Origin of the sequence: Bdellovibrio sp. 22V (assembly GCF_030169785.1) — a bacterium.
GTDB lineage: Bacteria > Bdellovibrionota > Bdellovibrionia > Bdellovibrionales > Bdellovibrionaceae > Bdellovibrio.
On the sequence record NZ_CP125854.1, the window covers coordinates 2,583,162 to 2,599,850 of the forward strand.

Here is a 16,689-nt window from a genome sequence, read left to right on the forward strand (position 1 = left end):
TTTGTTATAATTATTTATGATAGAAAAACACCGCTTAACACGGCATCTAATTGCATTCTAACAGAATCTTAACATATTAAAACAGAACTTGAGCGGCTAACTCTAATTTAGAGCGATCGCGCATTCCCGGCGCAAAATCCTCTCCATAACGAGTGTAGTCCACGGCCAAAGCCGCCTTAATATCTTCACTCACCTCATATCCTAGCGCGATCATAGCGGTTTGCAAATCTTTGCCGCTTTCTTCAGTCACGGCATTGAGGTAATCGTAGCGCAACATGACCTCTGCTTGGGGTCCTGTGCTAAAAACTGTAAACAAACTCGCACCTCGACCTTGCACGGATTCACCCAGTAAATCGGTCACATCCACGCCTTCAGCCATTTTTAAATCCTGAAGAGCATCTGCAGGATCTTTGGCTTCGAAAACTTCAAGACCTGCGTACCAGCTATCTCGCACTTCATAAGTGATCAAAGCCTGAATTCTTTCCTTCAAGGCAATGTCTTCGCCGTATTTGTCATAACTGCCACGCACGTAATTCAATGAAAAACTCCAAGGCTCCCATTTTGTGAAACGCGCAAACAGAGAAAACTCTTTGTGAGGTCCGGACTCTTCTTCTTCAGAGCCTTCGCCGTTTGCCAACGTCAAAGCCCACTCCCCCAAATCGTTGGGGATTTGTGACATAAACGACAAACCCAAATCTGAATAGTTAAGATACTTCCATTTTTCCGTCATAGCCCAGGCGTCGCGGCCAAGAAAACGGTAATTCCACAACTCATACTGCGCCTCTTGCCACGTCTGTGGAATTAAACCGAAGCGCAAAGCATGCATTCCTTGAAAGACACTGACGACGTCAAGATAGGCCTCGCGGACTTTGACATCAAAACGTTCTGCCGAAGAGGTCTTTTGCTCAGAACCTTCCAAAGTGATGACCATAAGGTTGTCGCCTTTTAAAGGCGCATTGACGTTGAGAAACAAAGAAGGAATTTGCACCGCGGAATTGCCACGTTCGCCCGTAGGAAGATTCCAAACAGAGGCATTGATATCAAGTTCCCCGCCAATTTCAATCTCGGAAAGAGCCCTAGCCTGTGCAGAGGCAAAAAGAGAAAATATCGCAACGATCATCATTTTTTTCATGCCTCTTATGCTCTCACCTTTATATACTAAAGCCAAGAAAGGAGACGCATATCGTGTCACGTCGAGTATCCGCTATTGATATTGGTTCCAACGCCATCCGCATGATGGTTGCCGACGTTGCCAAGGGCTCTCCGAAAATTCACGTCGTTAAAAAATTCCGCGCGGCCGTTCGTTTGGGTCATGACGTTTTCACCCAAGGTGTGATCTCTGAAGCGTCTTTGGATATCGCCAGAGCGACATTTCATCACTATGCTCAGATCAATAAAGAACTTAAAGTGGAGCAATGCCGGGCCGTCGCCACAAGCGCGTGCCGTGAGGCCGGCAACCGAAATCACTTTGTCGAAGAGATCCTTAAAAGTTCGGGCATTAAAATCGAAGTCATCGACGGGGTTGAAGAAGGACGTCTGATCCATCTTGCCGTCCGCAAAGAACTAGACCTCGACAACAAAAAGACCATGTTGATTGATATCGGCGGCGGCAGTGTGGAAGTCACGTTTTCCCACGGCGACAAAATGATGGCGACGAAATCCTTTCCGATGGGCACTGTTCGGGTTTTGGAAAACTTGGCGAAAAGAAAGCTCAATGAATCCCATCTCAGCATCATCATGGGCGAGTTTTTAAAAGACCTGGGAGAGCATATTTACAAAAACTGCGATCACGATCCGGTCGACTTTGCCATCGGCACAGGCGGCAACCTTGAGTGCCTGGGACAACTAAAAATCCAGCTTCTTAAGAAAACGCCACACACGTTTTTGACTCTTGCGGAACTCAACACAATCATTGAAAAATTAAGCGAATTAAAAATCAAAGAACGTATTGAAAAATTAGGATTACGACCTGACCGCGCCGATGTCATCGTGCCCGCTGCCGTGCTGGTGCAAACCATCCTTCGCCAGGCAGAGACTGAAAAAATACTCATTCCCAGCGTGGGATTACGGGACGGTCTGGTTTGGTCGATGATTCCGCAAAATTAGTCGATTAAAAATTTGGGCGGAAGAGCGTAAAGAAGTTGCGCGTGCCCCGCCTGCGCTTGGGCAAAGGATTCGATCTCCAAAGCAAGAATCCCGCTTTTTTTAAGATCAATGAAACTTTCGGCTTTTCCACTTAACATGAAACTGGCAAAGGCGCTTAAGTGCGGCTCATGTCCCACGATCGCAATACGACGGTACTGGCGCGCTTGCGTGCGCAGCCATTTCAAAAATGCCTGCGGCGGACTGTGCGGAACTAATTCCGCGGCTTCAAGCACTTTAGTTTCGTAATAAATTTGCGAGACGATTTCTGCCGTCTGCCGCGCACGAGTCAGCGGACTGGAAACGATAACGTCGAGCTCTTTCACATGCTCGCGCAATTCAACGCAGACTTTTTGCATCTTCTTGCGCCCCTTCAAAGTCAAAGGGCGAAAGTAATCCTCAAGACCTTTTTTCGCGAAGTCTTCCCGTTCTTCTGCAACTGCATGGCGAATGATAATCAGCTCCACAAATCCTATTCCGCTCCAGAGTGAGTCTCTTCCACCAATGTAACTCGCGCTTTTGCAATTTGCATCAAAGTTTGATGAATTCCCATGTCTTGAGAGGTTTTTCTTGTGTACGAACCGTCCGAGTTCATGTGCCACGCCTGTCTTTGTTCTTTTAGGCAGAGGTTAAGAATCTCCCAGCACTTTTCTTTGAGGGTGCGATCTAAAATTGGCACGATCGCCTCGACACGCGCGTGCAAATTACGATACATCCAATCGGCGGAGCCGATAAAAAATTCGCCATCGACAGGGTCTTTAGCGCCATTGCGGAAATAAAAGAGCCGCGAATGCTCCAAGAAACGCCCGATGATAGAGCTGACGCGAATACGTTCGCTCATTCCGGGCACGCCTGGACGAAGACAGCAAAATCCGCGCACGACCATGTCGATGTCGACACCTTTTTGCGAAGCCGCATAAAGAGCCACGGCAATATCATTTTCCTCAAAGTTATTGAACTTAGCGACGATATGCGCGGGCCTTCCCGCTTTGGCATGCTCCGCTTCGCGCTCGATCATCGTTTTAAACTTCGTGAACATATTCACGGGCGCAATCAGAAGATTTTGATAGTTGCTTTTTAACGAACGACCGGTGAGGTAGTGAAAGAATTCGACAATGTCATTCGTGATTTCTTCTTTCGCGGTCAACAATCCCAGATCTGTATAAAATCTGGACGTCGTCACGTTGTAATTCCCCGTTCCGATGTGGGCGTAACACTTCAAGCCTTCGACTTCTTGACGGACCACCAAGGCAGTTTTCGCATGGGTCTTTAAACCCACGACGCCGTAAACGACGTGAACGCCGGCATTTTCCAGCTCCGTCGCCCAATAGATATTTCTTTCTTCGTCAAAGCGCGCTTTGAGTTCGACCAAGCACACGACTTGTTTGCCCTGCTCCGCTGCACGAATCAACGCCTTAATGAAAGGACTGTTGTCGCCGGTGCGATACAAAGTCATTTTAATCGCAAGAACCTTAGGATCTTCACTGGCCACACGAATGAATTTTTCGACAGAAGCTGCAAAGCTTTCATAAGGATTATGCACAAGCTGATCAGCCATTTTTATCGAGTTAAAAATCCCCGTGCCTTCTTCGGCAAATGCCGGGGACACCACCGGCGTGTAGGGCTCAAACTTTAGCTTCGGCAAATTCAAATCGGAAATCGCCGCCAGATCGGTGTAATCCAGCATTGATGGAAGTTCATAAATGTCTTCTTCGGTAATTTCCAATTCTTCCATCAGAAATTTCAGCATCCATGGATCCGGATGAGGACCATGCTCAAGACGGACCACCTCCGCAAAGCGGCGCTGACGAAGTTCTTCTTCAATCGCCTCAAGCAAATCTTCGGCATCTTCCTGATCCTGATCTGAATCCGCATTACGAGTCAGACGAAATGGCATGACATCGAGCACTTGCATTGATGGAAACAAATCGGCCAAATTTTCTTTAATCACTTCGAGCAGACTGACGAAACGCAAAACCGAGGATTCCGGATCGACGCGAATCCACTGCGGCAATACTTTGGGGATCTTCACCCGCGCAAAAAGTTTATCTTCGCCGTTGGGATGCTTCAACGTCACACCCAAGGAGATAGACAAATTTGAAATAAACGGAAACGGATGTCCTGGATCAACTGAAAGTGGCGTTAAAACCGGGAAAACGTTTTTGTTATAGTACTTTTTAACAAGTTCTTTTTCTTTTTCAGAAAGTTCTTTCCAGGATACAAGAAAGACACCTTCTTTTTCCAACGAAGGCTTCAGTGATTTATTGAAACACTGAGCCTGATCCTGCAACATCGGCACGACCACTTGGCGAATTTCATGCAACTGATGCAGCGGCGTTTTTCCGTCGGAAGACTTCGGTGAAATTCCGTAAGCCACATGGCGCTTCAATCCGCCTACGCGCTTCATAAAAAACTCGTCTAAGTTCGAACCCGAGATGCTCAGAAATTTCACGCGCTCTAACAGAGGGTTGCGGACATCTTCCGCCTCTGCGAGCACTCGTCTATTAAAATTCAGCCATCCAATTTCACGGCTCGAAAAAAGACTTTCAGATGACAGAGGATGCTCTACAACTTTGGGCTTTCTCGTCGATTTCTTTTTAGATGTGCGTTTCGGCGAAGCCACTTTTGGCGTATTCAAAGAATCCTCCTTGACTCTCTCGCTCATTATTTCACAATAAAGCCAATTTTTTGGCAATGTCTTCTCAGGGAAAAATACTATGCAAAACACTCCCAAGGAATGGGCTCTTATTCAAAAAATTCGTTATCGGGTCCAGCGTCAAAACGATCACACGGTCGTGCCGTTGGGTGATGATGCTTTCGTTTTTAAGAACTTCCCTGGCTATTCGGTGATTTGCCAAGACATGATGGTTGAAGATGTGCACTTTAGCCTCGACTATTTCAGCGCTTTCGATCTTGGCTACAAGGCTTTAGCAGTGAATTTGAGCGACATCGCCGCTATGGGAGCCCAACCGCACTTTGCCCAAGTGTCTTTGGCCTTGCCGAAAAAAATAAACGATTCTTGGCTTGACGAATTCTACATGGGCATGAGTCAGCTCGCCGACGAACATCACTGTGAAATTGTCGGTGGAGATCTGACCGCTTCCGGAGACAAACTCACGATCGACGTCAGTATCCACGGCAGCTGTCCGAAACCGCTGACTAGAAAAGGCGCACAGCCTGGAGATCTTCTTCTTTCCAGCGGATTTTTAGGTTTGTCTTACACCGGCTTCATCGCCTTGAAAAAAAACAAAGAAGATTTTCTTACAGCCAAACAAAAACATCTTCGCCCCAAACCACGTTTGGATCTCGTCGCGGAATTACAAGAAAAGAAAGATAAAATTCACGCGCTTATGGATTGCAGCGACGGCCTGGTGAACGATGCTTTGCAATTAATACCGAATGAAAGCGGCCTCCACATCTTTATCGACAACCTTCCGATCCACGAAGAAACCGCCAAGATGTCTTTTGAACTGGATGTCGCCACCGAGGATCTGGCTTTGTGGGGCGGCGAAGACTACGAGCTGCTCATTGCGATTTCTCCGGACGATTATGACAAGTTCCAAAATTGGAAACTTGTTGGTCAGTTCACAAATGCACCCGGAGTTTTTGTCACTTATGCCGACGGCAAAGAGGAAATAAAAGAATTTAAGGGCTGGAGACATTTTTAATTCACAGACTTCTGTTTTTGCCCGCGAAAAACGCCGTCTCAGAGTGAGATTTCCTTAAGACAGAACGCCATTTGTCCGAAAAGAAAGACATGACGAGTCTCGCGAGATATCATGGGCGCAGTCCCCGCTACATTTTAAATACGGAAGACGACAGCCTCATTCGCGTGGCCGGCCCCAAACAGGTTCCTTGGGAAGAAGGCACTGAAATCAAAAATGTTTCGCTTACGGGATTGGCATTCACGGCTCCCGACGACCTTTGCCCTCTTCTTGGCGAAGTGGTGAAAATTCAATTCACTCCTCCGGGCTCAAAACAGATGGCTTGTTATGGCATCGTCACCCGCCTGGAAAATATCACCGACTCTCGCACTCTTGTTGGCGTTCATTTCTATAAGCTCGAAATGTCACAAAGAATCGTCCTCGCACAAGGGCTTGCGCGCAAGTTCAAAGAGACTCAAGACCGAGGTCACATTGACGATCTGCTCAATCGCCCCGCTACAAAAATCAGCCTGACAAGCCTGCCGCAACTCGTGATGATGGCGTTGCTTGCAACTTTTTGGTGCGCTACCATTTGGATGCTTTTCCGCTTCGAGTACGTGGGCCTTTATAAAAAACTGCTCGGTCTTTTCTAAGTTTCCGCCCAAACCATGTCTTTAAGTTTTTTCGCCGCAAACTCGGTAAACTTCTTAATTTTTAAGGGCACTTCTTTTTGTTCCGGCATCACGATGCTTAAGGGAACTTCCGCGCCTTTAAGATTCTTATAGATATGCACCAAGCGTCCCGCTTTGATGTGCGCGCTACAAAGAAATTCCGGAATAAACCCGACACCTTTTCCTAAAAGGGCCAGCTCTACAAGTGCCGAAGGATTGTTGACCGTGAAAATAGGATTCGTTTTGAGTTGAACTTTTTTACCTTCCGGCGATTTCCACACATCCAATTTTTGCGTCATTCCCAAAAAAGGCAGGGAGCTAAACTGCGACAGATCTTCCCAATGACGATAGCGTTCCAAAAATCCCGGCGAAGCGACAAAAATATTTCCGATGGTTCCGATCTTTCTGACTCGCAAAGAACTGTCCTTAAGGTGCCCCGCGCGAATCGCCACGTCCACAGATTCTTTCACCAAATCAACCACGGCTTGAGTCAGCAAAATCTCAAAACGCACTCGCGGATAAAGTTTCGTAAACTCATCCAAAATCGGCGGCAGATGACGCACGCCCATGTCGTCAGAGGCTGTGATTTTAATAAGCCCTGAAACTTCGGCCGTGGACTCGCTCACTTCATTTGTTAGACTCTCTAAACCTTCCACAAGACCTTGTGCTCGCTCGTAAAAAGCCCGTCCCGTTTCGGTCAGCTGAAACTGTCTTGTTGTGCGATAGATGAGCTGCACACCCAGTTCTTTTTCCAATGCCGCCAAACGGCGACTGACGCGTGACTTCGGTTGCCGCAAAACTTCCGCCGCACGCGTGAAGCTTCCGGCCTGCACAAGTCTCACAAAAGTACGTATTTGGTTGAGATCTAATTGTTCCATATATGCAACAGTATATCCTAAAGATGTCACCTACCGCAATAATCTAAATCGGTCGATACTAAGTTCGTCAAATAAACAAAAAAGGAGAACTACAATGACAAAACTTATTCTTGGAACTTTGGTGACGCTTGCTGGATTGAACGCTTTCGCAGGTAAATCGATCCCTGCAGGTTCTTATACTATTGATGCGGCTCACTCTAAAGTCGGTTTTGAAGTGCCTCACTTGGTCATCGCGACAGTGGAAGGCCGCTTCACGCAATTCGATGGCTCTATCGTAATTGATCCAAAATTGGAAAAATCAAAAGCCAATATGAACATCGATGTGGCAACCGTGAATACAGACAATAAAGACCGTGACGACCACTTGAGAAGTGCGGACTTCTTTGACTCTGCAAAGAACCCTAAAATGACGTTTGTCACAAAGAAAATCGTCGGCACACCGGATAAGTTGAAATTAGTTGGTGATTTGACGTTAAAAGGTAAAACTAAAGAAGTGACTCTGGATGCGAAATACTTGGGTGATGTGAACGATCCGTTCGGAAATCACAAGATCGCATTCTCTGCGACAGGTAAAATCAATCGCAAGGACTTCGGTCTTTCTTGGCACAAAGCTGTCGAAGTAGGCCCGGTGGTTGGTGACGAAGTGACTTTGATCATCAAGATTGAAGCCAACAAGCCAATCGAAAAGAAAGGTTAATATCATGTCTCGAATGCCTGTGTTGTTTGTTGGTCACGGTTCTCCGATGAATGCGTTGGAGAAAAATCCTCTCACAGAGGGACTCGCAGCCTTGGGAAAATCTCTTCCCAAACCACAGGCCATCCTTTGTGTCTCCGCTCACTGGGAGACACAAGGGACGCAAGTTCTTTATAATGCGGAGCCTCCGACTATTCATGATTTCTACGGCTTTCCGAAACCTTTATTCGACGTTCAGTATCCCGCACGCGGCCCTTTGGCGCTGGCACATGAAACACAGAAGCTCCTCCCCAATGCGACACTGAATGAAAAATGGGGCTTGGATCATGGAACCTGGTCGGTCTTAGTGCATATGTATCCGCATGCGGATATTCCCACATATCAAGTAAGCATCGACGTCACTAAAACTACGGAACAACACCTTGAGATGGGCCGTCATCTTGCGTCCCTTCGTGAAAAAGGTGTGTTGATTTTAGGAACAGGCAATATCGTTCATAACTTGAGAATGCTACAGTGGCGGGACCCTAAAGCCGTTTTTCCGTGGGCGGAAGAGTTTGATCTAGGAATCAAAAAGGCCTTGGAAGAACGCGATGAGAAGACACTCTTGCACTACGAGCAAAAGTTCGGAGAAGCCGCCGATCTTTCAGTTCCGTCGCCTGAGCACTATCTTCCATTACTCTATTGTTATGGGGCTAGTGAAAAAGATGATAAACTTTCGTTCCCTTATGAGGGTTACGAAATGGGCAGTCTCTCGATGCGCTCGGTTCTTTGGTCATAAAAAAAGGAGGTTTTACACCTCCTTTTTCTTCTACAGAAGCATGAAATTTCCGTAAATTCGCCCCGTCACTTTATTTCTAATATAGAATCGCGCAATACTGTCTTCTTTGTAAATAAGCTCGAAATCAGAAACGTTATGACGTTCTTTTCTGAAGGCGTCGCTCATAAAACTGCGCGGGCTGTTCAGCAAAAGATATTCATAAAGAGCTTCCGCTAAAAATCCACCCTGCCCCAGAGACAAAGACACAGCTAATTGGTTCGACCAAGCATCTACACATCCGTCAATAGGGCTTTGTGCTGCCGAACGCTGCATGCATTGAAAAGTGTCCTGCCCAATAAGCACATCCGCGGCAAAGTTATGACCTGCTTGAATATCCAGGACAAAGGCTACTTTCACCAAGTTTGCACCATCGCCGATGACTTGATGAAAGTTGGAATAAAAAGTCCATTGCTGAGCGATTGTTGGTTCCGGGTTTTCCAAAAGAACTTGGGTCGCCATTTCAAGCTGAATCATTTGATCATAACGAATCTTGGGATTTACAACCCACATCGCCTCATGCAAAAGAATCGCCGCTTGCTCAACCGGCTTCAACTGAAAGAACGCCGGAAAAAGAACGGTTTGCTTCTTTTTAGGGAATGTCAGAGCGAACAATACCACTTCTTCTTTTGGCAGCTTCATTATCTCGGAATATTCGCGAATAATAGATGCAAATGAGCTGTCATCAAGACGAGCTTCATCCACCTTAAAGAAAGCTCGGCGCGAAGACGGAATAAGATTTTCGAAAATGGTTTTCTTAGACTCATCCGTCAGCATCAGCTTTTGCATCATCGGTGCAATTAGATTTAATCCCGGAACTTCCGTAGGCCCCAAAGTTCGTTTTTGCACGGGAATCTTCGCACTTCCAAAAGTCGCATACTCTCCGTTGATCTCAACTCCGCCGCCGCCATTCACAACTTCGGTGCCAGCATGCGCGACAAAACCACAAAACAAAAGAGCAGTCAGGATCAGGCTTTTCATCAAGACTCCGTAATTTCAAAAAGTTGGAAGTTCATACAATAAACGGAGTCGCGAACAGGATCCGTTTCCAGCTCGGCCATCAATTGACGACGGAACTGACGTAAGCGGTCTTTAGCAAAAGGCAGCTTTTCTTTATTGATCGAAAGCATGATCGAAGAAAAGTCGCGCATTTCCATCGGTTGTTTATCGATAGCGACCAACGCTTTGGAGATCACTTGTTTGTGATAACTACGCACGGCTTCTTGCGGAATATCCGGCGTCGTTGTGCGCGCCATATGCGTCGGCTCCCACACTCCGTTTTTATTCACGATAAGTTTCAATCTTTCCAAGCGTTCTAAGGAATCCATCACTAGATTCGCATTAATTCCCAAACGCTTGGCAATAAAATCCGGCGTAAATTCAATGCTCGGAGTTTGAAGCAACTCGAGGATCGCAATATTATGCCAGTCCGAAACAAGTTTGAACTCGTCCTCACCGATGCGCGTAAAGGCTTCGTTGCGCTGCTGCACCCGCTGAATCGAGAGATTTCTGATCACCGTGCTGCGGGCGTGTTCTGATAGAACGAGATTGATAAAAAGCTCTTTATCCGAGTCCGAAAAACCCAAGCGTTCGGCGATTTTTACCGCACGCTCTTCAGATAAACCGACTTTTCCATTGATGACTTCACTGAGACGGGATACAGGCACCGCAAGATCGCGAGCAAATGCTCGCAGAGAATAAGAAGGATTGCGCTTCTTTCTGATTTCAAGCTCGTTGACCAAAAATGACCTGTAATTCAAATATTTTTGACTCATGCTAAAAGGCATAACTTAACCTCGAACTCAGTGTCACTGACGGTCCGTCATTAAAGGCGCTCAATATGTTCCATTGTGTTCCATATTTCCAGTTTTATTTTGGCGCAGGGATTTTTTTTAATTGCGAAGAATTGAGATAAAAAGAGGGAGTTCGTTGTATCGAACTCCCTCTTTTTAAGTATCTTAAATTATACTTTGCCGGGATGACTTGGATTGCGATGAGTTTTTTCCATTTTATCGCCCAGATCGTGGACTTTCTGACCCGCCTTTTCAGCGCCCATATCAGAAATTTTTTTGCCGGCCTTTTCTAGGCTTTCACCGACTTTGTCGGAAAAACCTTTCTTAGAAGATTGTGGTTTATTTGGGTTGGCCATAAGACCCTCCTTTTGCAATTTCCATTATGGCACTTTCAAAACTGAAAGAGCTTTCATCTGTGAAATTGCATAGGAAGGTCAGGACTTTACTCAAGGGCTTCGTTTCCGACCGCCGCAAAAGCTTGTTTTGTTTTCTCACGAACTTCGTCACGAGTCTTGAATTTATCCATCAATGAATAAACCACAGGAACCACGAACAAAGTCAAAGCCGTCGAAACGAACACGCCCCCGATCAAACAAATCGCCATCGGACGCATTGTTTCCGAACCGGCGCCCGTCGCCGTCGCTGACGGAATCGCCGCTGCAATAGTCGCAATAGAAGTCATCAAGATCGGACGCAGACGAATCGGGCACGCTTCAATCAAAGCTTTATCCGCGCCGCTCGTTCCACGGTCTCGCACCGTATTCGTAAACTCAATCAACAAGATCGAGTTCTTCTTCACGATACCCATCAAAAGCAACAATCCGATCATCGAGAACATGTTCAAAGATTGTCCCGTGATCAGCAAGGCAAAGAAAGCCCCGCTAAAGCTGAACGGCAAGGCCATCAAAATCGTGACAGGATCAATGAACGAGTTGAACTGACTCGCCAAAACCATGTACGCGATCACAAGACCCAACACCAATGCGAAGATCAAGCTTTGGAAAGACTCTTTAAACGTCTTCGAGCTTCCGCCTTGATCGATCATATAGCCCGGCTCTAGCATCTTTTTCGCCGTTTGTTCGACGTAAGCCATCGCCGCTTGTTGCGATACGCCCGGTTTCATATTCGCCGTCACCGTAATCGCACGTTGACGGTTTGAACGCGAGATCGACTGCAAGCTCGAACCCATCACTTCTTCCGTCACGCGAGGAAGAGGAATCAAGTTGCCGCGACTGTTACCGACGAACAACGTTTTGATCTCGTCCATCGGATTGCCTTGATCGACAAGCTTCACTTTAATGTCGTAGCGATGTCCACCTTGGGGATACTCACCCACTTTGACGCCGCCGATAAGCGCATTCACTGTCGAGCCGATAGAAGTGATGCTTACACCGTGCTGGGCTGCCGAGATACGGTCTGGTTTTACTTGAATTTCTGGCATACCTAACAAGTAGTTAGAATCCACGTCCACCATCAAACCGCTTTTTTCCATCTCTTTCATCATGTCTTGCGTGTACTTCGCAAGCTTATCCCAATCAGAACCCAAAATCGTAAACTCGATAGGATAGCCACGACCGCCCGAGAAACCTTGTTGCGACAAGTCCATCAAGACAGGGCGCACGTCAGGGATTTTCGCTAGTTCTTTACGCGCGACTTGCATGAATTCTTGTTGTGACAAAACTTTTCCAGATTCAGGGTCTTTGCCACGCTCGTGCTTTTCTTTCAAAGTCACGAACATCATCGTCGTGTTGGCGTCAGAGACACCGCCGCCAAAACCGCCGATCGCGGCATAAACCTGCTGCACTTCAGGACGAGACATCAACCATTTTTCCGCCTGTTTCGTCTGAGCATCCGTGTATTGCAAAGACGTTCCCACCGGTAACATCAGACGAGCGATGAAGATGCTTTGGTCTTGTGCCGGACTCATCTCTTTATTCAAGAATTTGATCGACACGAAAGAAATCAATACAAAAACAATCGAAGCGATCAAAACTTTCCAACGGTGCTGCAAAGATTTTCTTAACCATACGTCATAGGAAACTTTGAGTTGCTCCATGAACGCCTCAAACGCGCGGCCAATTTTCGTCGTTCTTTCACCGTGGTGAACAAAGCCCGCGCAACGCATCGGCGTGATTGTCAATGATTCGACCAGAGAAAGGAAAACCGCGATGGAGATCGTCACACCGAACTGCATGAAGAACTTACCGATAATTCCCTTCATGAAGGCGACAGGAAGGAAGATCGCGATCACGGCCGCTGTTGCCGCCATCGCCGCGAATGAAATTTCCCGCGCCCCAAGAATCGCCGATTCAATACGGCCGCGCCCGTTTTCGTTATAACGGAAGATATTCTCCAGAACCATGATCGCATCGTCGACAACGATACCGATTGCTAAAGTCAAACCCAGAAGAGTGAACGTATTCAGCGTATAACCCAGGAAGTACAAACCAATGAAGGCCCCAAGCAACGATGTCGGAATCGATAAAAGCACGTTGAAGGTCGCCGACCAGCTTCCCAAAAAGAGCCAACACACCAAGGACGTTAAGATCACGGCCAAGATCAAGTGTTTGTTCAACTCATGCACGGATTGTTCGATGAACTTCGTGCTGTCGAAGTTCACGTGAATCTGCATCCCCTCAGGCAACTGAGTTCGAATCTCTTTGATTTTTTCTTTCACCGCCGAGGCCACCGCCACCGCATTCGTACCACGCTGTTTACGAATACCTAAACCCAAGGCCGTCTGTCCGTTGAAACGCGACATTTTTGTGATCTTATCAAGACCCATGCTGGCATCGGCGACTTGCGAGATCTTCACCATGTTTGTCGGGTCCGCGACTGTCTGACCGGCACGGCGACTGATTACGATCGCACGGAATTCTTCTTCCGTCTTCGCCTCACCCAAAGTACGAACGTTGAAAGTCTTTTTGTCGGTTTCAATGTATCCGCCGGGAAGTTCGGAGTGCTCGTTCTTCACAGCGTCCATCACATCGTTGACGGAAATATTATAGCGCAGAAGGTCCTTCGGGCGAACATGCACACGCATCACAGGATCCGTGTAACCACCCAAGAAGATATCCCCAACGCCTTCCACCGTTGTGAAACGGTCTTTCAAATAATCGCGCGCATAACGCATCAAAAATTCCGGATCGTCTTTGGCGTAAGTCAACGCAAGCCAAATAATCGGCTGGTCATCCGGATTGGTTTTCGAAAGAGTCGGAGGATCCACGTCGTCAGGAAGCAATCTTTGCGTCGCCGCGACTTTGGCTTGCACGTCTTGCAAAGCCACGTCGATGTTACGATCTAAATCGAATTCGACTGTGATTGTTGCGGAACCCGTTTTGCTGCTTGATTTGATGGATTGAATTCCCTCCACCGTCATCAAGGAGCTTTCAATAGGGTCTACGACCTGCGTTTCCATCACCTCTGGCGCAGCTCCATCCAAAGTGACGCTGACGTTCACTGTTGGAAAGTCCACGTCAGGCAATTGACTGACGCCCATGCGCGAGAATGAAATCAGACCGAAAATCATCAGTCCAAACATCAACATCCACGCAAAAACGGGATTTTTAATCGAGATATCCGAGAGCTTCATTTAACACCCCTCACAAAGTTCGCGGTCACTTTAGTGCAATCAGTGTAAATTAGTCATTACGATTTTCTTTCAACACATCGCTCTCAAAGCATTGAAATCAATAGATTTATTAGCCCCCCAAACCACCCCAAAGAGTGTTGACATGACTGCAGCCACCGACTATTCCTGACGCCGCATTTAAATGGCCTGTATTCAGAGACAAGGGGTGGGAAAATGAAATGGTCGTTCCTTCTGGCTGTCACGCTTCTCTCAGCGGTATGCTCAGCTCAATCTTCCAAGACAAAAATCGCAGCTCCAGCACCGACTTTGCGTGAACAAGCTCTTGCGGAAAACGAAATCAAAGGCGAACAAAAAGCCGTTGCTTCGGATGCGCAAGTTTCGGGAATGCTGACTTTGCAAGACCCTCGCCCTGAAATTATCACGCGCTCTTGGAAATATTTCGCGGCTCTTTCCGCACAATCTTTCCAAGCAGAAGGCGTCACAAGCAAAGAAGGCGCCGGCACTTTTGATCTTGGCAAAAACAGTCAAACCGTGATGCCCGCTCTCGAGTTGGGCGTGATGAGCCCGTCTTTGCAGACTAAAGCGCTTCTTTGGAAACTTGGCGTGCGCGCGAAAGCAGGTTTTGCTTCGCAAGGCACTGACGTCACTTTGGACTCGGGCTTTAAGGTCGATGATGCTCGTTTGAACTCGACACTTTTTAGCGGCGGACTTCTTTTGAGCATGCAGTGGGAGCGTCTTGCTTGGTTGTCTTTGACGGTGTCTCCGCAAATGGGTTCTGTGAACTACACACAAACAAGTGCAAATGACTTTGCGACGTTCTCGAAACAAGCCGGTTTCAACTCGATCGGTTATGGCTTGGACATCGCTTTGACGAACAAGTGGTCTCTTTTTACAGAGTGGACTCAACGAGATTTGAAGGACAACAAAGACATCGCACTTCAACGCGACAACTTTGAACTAGGAACTAAAGTCACATGGTAAAAACTTTTCTGATTCTTCTCAGTACGACAGCAATACAGGGAGCGTGGGCGCAAGCACCGGCTCCGAAGGAAATTACTTTGAACCAAAGAACCGTCGCGGAGCTTGTTTTGAAACAAGGCCCGCGCACGAAAGAAGTGAACTTGCGCTACCAGCAGTTCCGCTTGGACCCGGTTTTGGTACTTGCAAACTATGACTGGAATCTCACGGCGGAAACGGGTTTTGAATACGATAAATCCGCCAGCATTCTGACATCGTCCAGCCAAAACACCGCGAAATACGAGCGCTACAGAACAACGGTTCTTTTGGAAAAACCTTTCACGACGGGAACAACGTTGGGATTGGAATTGAGCCGCTTGTCGCAAAAGGTAGAGCTTGACGGATTTTCTTCCAATCCTCCGCCGTCCCAACAAACTCTCGACAGCGCAGGCATTCTTCTTGAGCAAGCCCTTCTTGGCAACTTCTTCGGGGTCGCTGACCGTGGCACTGTGAATGCGGCAGAGTTGACTTATCAAGCGAATAACATCGCTCGCGCCAATGAACTTGAGGACGTGGTTCTTGAAGCGATTCGTCAGTTCTGGAACACTTATGTTGCACAAGAAAACTTTAAAGAGGCCGTCAACTCTCGCGATCGTTACAAAAAACTCGTCGATGCGGTGAAAAGAAAAACTTCTTTAGGTTATTCTAATCCGGGCGATCTTCCTCAGGTTCAAGCAGAGTTTGAAACGCGTGAACAAAAAGTAAAAACCGCTTCAGCGGAGTACTTGGCAAGTGTTGAAGACCTTGTGACGTTTTTGGCTTTAGAACCAGGCACGGAAATCCGTTTCGACGTTCCTAAAGAAATTCCGCCGGTACCGAAGCTCACTCCCAAAAAAGTGGAAGAGCTGCGCGTGATCCGTGCGCAAAAACTCAAAGTCGAAGCAGCGAAAGAATCTTTGGATGCCGCAGAGTCCTTGAGCTATCCGACATTGAATTTTGTCGGCCGCATGTACACTTCCGGCGTGGATGAAGATTCCGAAAGTTCTTACTCGGAATTGGCTTCAGGCACGCGTCCGAAATACTATGCAGGCTTGCGCTTCCAATACAACTTTGGATCTGACGTCCAAAACGAAACAGTGATCAATAAAAAGCTCACCAAAGATTTGGAAGAAACGCGTTTGCAATTGGGTTTAAATCAGGCCAACGACGTTGAAAACCAATCACAAAGAAATGTGCAGTCCACTTATGCCGTGGCTGTAAGCGCGGAAAAACAAAAAAGCTTCCGTGAAAAAGCGGCGCAAGAATTGACTCGCTCTTACAATCAAGGACGTACGGACATTTCAATTTTGATTACAGCATTAAATAATTTCTTCGACTCTGAAGTCCAATTCAGCCGCGCGATCGGTAACTATGCGATCGCTTTGAATGAATGGGCCGCCGCACGAGACGAATTGATTCCTGACGACGCGTCAGTAGATTACGAAAAGAAATAGAGGGGAGTTCC

At 47.2% G+C, this 16,689-nt stretch carries 15 protein-coding genes; 7 read left to right on the top strand and 8 right to left on the bottom strand.

Annotation, left to right across the window (positions count from 1 at the left end; translation table 11 throughout):
- Window positions 1-76 precede the first annotated feature (76 nt).
- On the bottom strand, window positions 77-1,132 hold the full coding sequence (locus QJS83_RS12510) for a hypothetical protein (protein ID WP_284605239.1): 1,056 nt from the start codon (window positions 1,130-1,132) through the stop codon (window positions 77-79).
- A 53-nt stretch (window positions 1,133-1,185) separates the two neighbouring features.
- Here QJS83_RS12510 and QJS83_RS12515 point away from each other — a divergent pair, with 53 nt between their 5' ends.
- Entirely contained in the window at window positions 1,186-2,106 is a 921-nt protein-coding gene (locus tag QJS83_RS12515; RefSeq protein WP_284605240.1) for a Ppx/GppA phosphatase family protein, read from the top strand.
- Here QJS83_RS12515 and QJS83_RS12520 read toward each other — a convergent pair.
- Window positions 2,103-2,609 carry a SixA phosphatase family protein gene (locus QJS83_RS12520; protein ID WP_284605241.1) on the bottom strand — a complete coding sequence of 169 codons (507 nt, stop codon included), beginning with the start codon at window positions 2,607-2,609 and terminating at the stop codon, window positions 2,103-2,105. The two genes, QJS83_RS12515 and QJS83_RS12520, sit on opposite strands and share 4 nt — an antisense overlap.
- Window positions 2,610-2,614: 5 nt before the next feature.
- Window positions 2,615-4,780, bottom strand: a complete 2,166-nt coding sequence (ppk1, locus tag QJS83_RS12525; protein ID WP_284605242.1) for a polyphosphate kinase 1 — start codon at window positions 4,778-4,780, stop codon at window positions 2,615-2,617.
- A gap of 79 nt (window positions 4,781-4,859) precedes the next feature.
- On the opposite strand from ppk1, the gene thiL reads away from it, so the two are divergent.
- Entirely contained in the window at window positions 4,860-5,810 is a 951-nt protein-coding gene (gene thiL / locus QJS83_RS12530) for a thiamine-phosphate kinase (RefSeq protein ID WP_284605243.1), read from the top strand.
- A gap of 89 nt (window positions 5,811-5,899) precedes the next feature.
- Window positions 5,900-6,439 carry a PilZ domain-containing protein gene (locus tag QJS83_RS12535; protein ID WP_284605244.1) on the top strand — a complete coding sequence of 180 codons (540 nt, stop codon included), beginning with the start codon at window positions 5,900-5,902 and terminating at the stop codon, window positions 6,437-6,439.
- Here QJS83_RS12535 and QJS83_RS12540 read toward each other — a convergent pair.
- Window positions 6,436-7,335, bottom strand: a complete 900-nt coding sequence (locus tag QJS83_RS12540) for a LysR family transcriptional regulator (RefSeq protein ID WP_284605246.1) — start codon at window positions 7,333-7,335, stop codon at window positions 6,436-6,438. The two genes, QJS83_RS12535 and QJS83_RS12540, sit on opposite strands and share 4 nt — an antisense overlap.
- Window positions 7,336-7,429: 94 nt before the next feature.
- Here QJS83_RS12540 and QJS83_RS12545 point away from each other — a divergent pair, with 94 nt between their 5' ends.
- Window positions 7,430-8,032: a YceI family protein gene (locus QJS83_RS12545; RefSeq protein ID WP_284605247.1), complete on the top strand. Its 603-nt coding sequence runs from the start codon at window positions 7,430-7,432 to the stop codon at window positions 8,030-8,032.
- A gap of 4 nt (window positions 8,033-8,036) precedes the next feature.
- Window positions 8,037-8,807, top strand: a complete 771-nt coding sequence (gene ygiD / locus QJS83_RS12550; RefSeq protein WP_284605248.1) for a 4,5-DOPA-extradiol-dioxygenase — start codon at window positions 8,037-8,039, stop codon at window positions 8,805-8,807.
- A gap of 30 nt (window positions 8,808-8,837) precedes the next feature.
- Here ygiD and QJS83_RS12555 read toward each other — a convergent pair whose 3' ends face one another.
- From QJS83_RS12555 to QJS83_RS12570, 4 genes are all read right to left on the bottom strand, one after another.
- A complete protein-coding gene (locus QJS83_RS12555; protein ID WP_284605249.1) occupies window positions 8,838-9,824 on the bottom strand; it encodes a hypothetical protein in 987 nt (328 codons plus the stop codon).
- Complete coding sequence (locus QJS83_RS12560; RefSeq protein ID WP_284605250.1) at window positions 9,824-10,618, bottom strand: TIGR02147 family protein; 795 nt, start codon at window positions 10,616-10,618, stop codon at window positions 9,824-9,826. Before QJS83_RS12560 ends, QJS83_RS12555 begins: the two co-directional genes overlap by 1 nt.
- A 188-nt stretch (window positions 10,619-10,806) precedes the next feature.
- Window positions 10,807-10,992 carry a hypothetical protein gene (locus QJS83_RS12565; protein WP_284605251.1) on the bottom strand — a complete coding sequence of 62 codons (186 nt, stop codon included), beginning with the start codon at window positions 10,990-10,992 and terminating at the stop codon, window positions 10,807-10,809.
- An 86-nt stretch (window positions 10,993-11,078) separates the two neighbouring features.
- Complete coding sequence (locus QJS83_RS12570) at window positions 11,079-14,228, bottom strand: efflux RND transporter permease subunit (protein ID WP_284605252.1); 3,150 nt, start codon at window positions 14,226-14,228, stop codon at window positions 11,079-11,081.
- A gap of 213 nt (window positions 14,229-14,441) precedes the next feature.
- Here QJS83_RS12570 and QJS83_RS12575 point away from each other — a divergent pair, with 213 nt between their 5' ends.
- Together QJS83_RS12575 and QJS83_RS12580 are read left to right on the top strand one after the other, a co-directional pair.
- Window positions 14,442-15,209, top strand: a complete 768-nt coding sequence (locus QJS83_RS12575; protein WP_284605253.1) for an outer membrane beta-barrel protein — start codon at window positions 14,442-14,444, stop codon at window positions 15,207-15,209.
- A complete protein-coding gene (locus QJS83_RS12580; RefSeq protein WP_284605255.1) occupies window positions 15,203-16,678 on the top strand; it encodes a TolC family protein in 1,476 nt (491 codons plus the stop codon). Before QJS83_RS12575 ends, QJS83_RS12580 begins: the two co-directional genes overlap by 7 nt.
- Window positions 16,679-16,689: the final 11 nt, after the last annotated feature.

Excerpts from the sequence above, each read along its gene's own strand:
- QJS83_RS12510 (WP_284605239.1), bottom strand. The coding sequence starts at position 1,132 with ATGAAAAAAATGATGATCGTTGCGATATTTTCTCTTTTTGCCTCTGCA.
- QJS83_RS12570 (WP_284605252.1), bottom strand. The coding sequence starts at position 14,228 with ATGAAGCTCTCGGATATCTCGATTAAAAATCCCGTTTTTGCGTGGATG.
- QJS83_RS12565 (WP_284605251.1), bottom strand. The coding sequence starts at position 10,992 with ATGGCCAACCCAAATAAACCACAATCTTCTAAGAAAGGTTTTTCCGAC.
- thiL (WP_284605243.1), top strand. The coding sequence starts at position 4,860 with ATGCAAAACACTCCCAAGGAATGGGCTCTTATTCAAAAAATTCGTTAT.
- ygiD (WP_284605248.1), top strand. The coding sequence starts at position 8,037 with ATGTCTCGAATGCCTGTGTTGTTTGTTGGTCACGGTTCTCCGATGAAT.
- QJS83_RS12575 (WP_284605253.1), top strand. The coding sequence starts at position 14,442 with ATGAAATGGTCGTTCCTTCTGGCTGTCACGCTTCTCTCAGCGGTATGC.
- QJS83_RS12560 (WP_284605250.1), bottom strand. The coding sequence starts at position 10,618 with ATGAGTCAAAAATATTTGAATTACAGGTCATTTTTGGTCAACGAGCTT.
- QJS83_RS12545 (WP_284605247.1), top strand. The coding sequence starts at position 7,430 with ATGACAAAACTTATTCTTGGAACTTTGGTGACGCTTGCTGGATTGAAC.
- QJS83_RS12535 (WP_284605244.1), top strand. The coding sequence starts at position 5,900 with ATGACGAGTCTCGCGAGATATCATGGGCGCAGTCCCCGCTACATTTTA.
- QJS83_RS12540 (WP_284605246.1), bottom strand. The coding sequence starts at position 7,335 with ATGGAACAATTAGATCTCAACCAAATACGTACTTTTGTGAGACTTGTG.
- QJS83_RS12580 (WP_284605255.1), top strand. The coding sequence starts at position 15,203 with ATGGTAAAAACTTTTCTGATTCTTCTCAGTACGACAGCAATACAGGGA.
- QJS83_RS12555 (WP_284605249.1), bottom strand. The coding sequence starts at position 9,824 with ATGAAAAGCCTGATCCTGACTGCTCTTTTGTTTTGTGGTTTTGTCGCG.